The following is a 2,087-nucleotide window of genomic DNA, read 5'->3' on the forward strand; positions in this document are numbered from 1 at the left end:
CGTAAGCGTGTAGGCGATCCCACGTAGCGCGTTTGTTCGCGGAAGCTCATTTTCTGCATGAATCATGCGGAGAGTCATATGAGCGACAAGGTGAATCAGGGCCGGACGTTTGAAGTTTTGACGGCGACGCCGTCGCGACGTTCGCCGCGGCATTGGTCTGATGACGAGAAGGCGCGGCTTGTGGCGGAAGCGTTTTCGCCGGGAGGGACGGTGGCGGAGGTTGCGCGCGCCTATGAACTGGCGTGTCGCAACTTTATGCGTGGCGCAGGAAGGCGCTTTCCACGGGGACGATGGCGCCATTGACGGTGCCATTGGGCGGTCGAACCATGATGGAAAGCGAGCCGGCGAAGTTCACGCGCTTTGAGGTGAGCGGGGGCGCGACGGTGGAGATTGTGGTTGGCGATATCGTCATGCGGGTACGCGGCGATATCGATCCGGATCAGTTGGCGGGCATTATCGGCGCGGTGCGCAAGGCATGATCGCTTCCGGCGTTGTGGTTTACGTGTCTTGCCAACCGGTCGACTTCCGCAAGGGAGCCGCATCATTGATGGCGTTGGTACGGGATGGCGGCCTCGACCCGTTCAATGGCGCGCTTTACGTCTTCCGGTCGAAACGGGCGGACCGTGTCCGCATTGTCTGGTGGGACGGCAGCGGGGTCTGCCTCTATTCGAAAACCCTGGAAGAGAGCAGCTTCTGCTGGCCGGGCATATCGGCGGCGCGGGTGCGTCTCGACCATTCGCAACTGATGGCGCTTCTGGCCGGAATGGATTGGAAAAAGATCCGTCCAGCCAAGGTCCGGCGACCGCTGCTGACGGGCTGATACCGGCCTGCGGCAAGATGAATCATGTGGCGGGAACGCTTGGGAAAACGGCCGCTTTTGTGCTCTATTCCTCCCATGGTTTTGCCTGTTTCCGAATTGCCAGATGACGTCGATGCGCTGAAGGCGATGGTCCTGGCGATGGCGCGCGAGCAGGCGGCAAACGAGGCGCGGATAGCGGTTACAGAAGCTCGGCTCGTAGCCTCCGAGGCAGAGGTTATCCGGTTGCAGGCGGTGGAGGCGGCGGCCAACGAGCGGATCGCCAACCTCACGACGATCATGAAGGTCCTGCAACGCACGCAGCATGGCACGCGGTCCGAGCGACTGCGCCTGGCCGTTAATGACGACCAGGTGTCCTTTGCCTTCGAGGAGGTCGAGACCGGCCTTTCGGAAATCCAGAGCGAACTCGACCGCACTGCCGGGGACAAGCCGAAGCGTGCGCCGCGTCCGCGCAAGGGCTTTGCCGCTCACCTCGAACGCATTGAGGAGATCATCGAACCGGAAATCCCTGCTGAATGCGAGGGTCTGGAAAAGGTGCTGATCGGCGAGGACCGCTCCGAACGGCTGGATGTCGTGCCGCCGAAGTTCCGGGTCATCGTGACGCGCCGCCCCAAATACGCTTTCCGGGGGCGTGACGGCGTGATCCAGGCTCTGGCACCGGCGCGCATCATCGAAGGCGGCCTGCCGACGGAGCGGCTGCTGGCCTATATCGCGGTCTCCAAATACGGCGACGGCCTTCCGCTTTACCGGCAGGAAGCGATCTATCTGCGCGATGGCGTCGAGATTAGCCGGAACTTGATGGCGCAATGGATGGGGCATCTGGGCTTCGAGCTTCAGATATGCGCCGACTACATCCTGGAGCGGGTCAAGGAAGGCGAGAGGGTCTTTGCCGACGAAACGACGTTACCCACCCTTGCGCCCGGTTCGGGCAAGACCACGAAAGCCTGGCTTTGGGCTTACGCACGCGATGATCGGCCCTATGGCGGAACCAGCCCGCCGATGGTCGCCTATCGCTTCGAAGACAGCCGAGGTGCGCAGTGCGTGGCACGGCATCTCGTCGGCTTCAATGGCATCCTGCAAGTCGATGGATACACGGCCTACACCAGCCTGGCCAAGACGCGGGCCAAAGGCGGCAACAACGAGACGATCCAACTCGCAGGCTGCTGGGCGCATCTGAGGCGCAAGTTTTACGACCTGCACATCACCGGGGTCTCGCAGGCCGCGACGGATACGGTCGTCGCCATGAGCGCGCTATGGAAGGTCGAGGATG

4 protein-coding genes are annotated in these 2,087 nt (G+C 62.3%); all 4 read left to right on the plus strand.

Annotated features, from left to right (window positions below; genetic code table 11):
• The first annotated feature begins 78 nt into the window (after window positions 1–78).
• Entirely contained in the window at window positions 79–303 is a 225-nt protein-coding gene (locus DEM27_RS34910; protein WP_245446311.1) for a transposase, read from the plus strand.
• Between the two features lie 23 nt (window positions 304–326).
• A complete protein-coding gene (locus DEM27_RS34915; RefSeq protein WP_245446313.1) occupies window positions 327–479 on the plus strand; it encodes a hypothetical protein in 153 nt (50 codons plus the stop codon).
• 68 nt (window positions 480–547) lie between these two features.
• A complete protein-coding gene (tnpB, locus tag DEM27_RS33310; RefSeq protein ID WP_245446315.1) occupies window positions 548–820 on the plus strand; it encodes an IS66 family insertion sequence element accessory protein TnpB in 273 nt (90 codons plus the stop codon).
• Window positions 821–895: 75 nt separating this feature from the next.
• Window positions 896–2,087, plus strand: a 1,192-nt coding sequence (gene tnpC / locus DEM27_RS33315) for an IS66 family transposase (RefSeq protein WP_109462508.1), incomplete at its 3' end; no start/stop codon positions are given.

Source organism: Rhizobium album (genome assembly GCF_003122325.1).
In the GTDB taxonomy this organism is placed as follows: domain Bacteria; phylum Pseudomonadota; class Alphaproteobacteria; order Rhizobiales; family Rhizobiaceae; genus Metarhizobium; species Metarhizobium album.

Coding starts and splice junctions, on each gene's coding strand:
- tnpB (WP_245446315.1), top strand. CDS start 548: ATGGCGTTGGTACGGGATGGCGGCCTCGACCCGTTCAATGGCGCGCTT.
- DEM27_RS34915 (WP_245446313.1), top strand. CDS start 327: ATGATGGAAAGCGAGCCGGCGAAGTTCACGCGCTTTGAGGTGAGCGGG.
- DEM27_RS34910 (WP_245446311.1), top strand. CDS start 79: ATGAGCGACAAGGTGAATCAGGGCCGGACGTTTGAAGTTTTGACGGCG.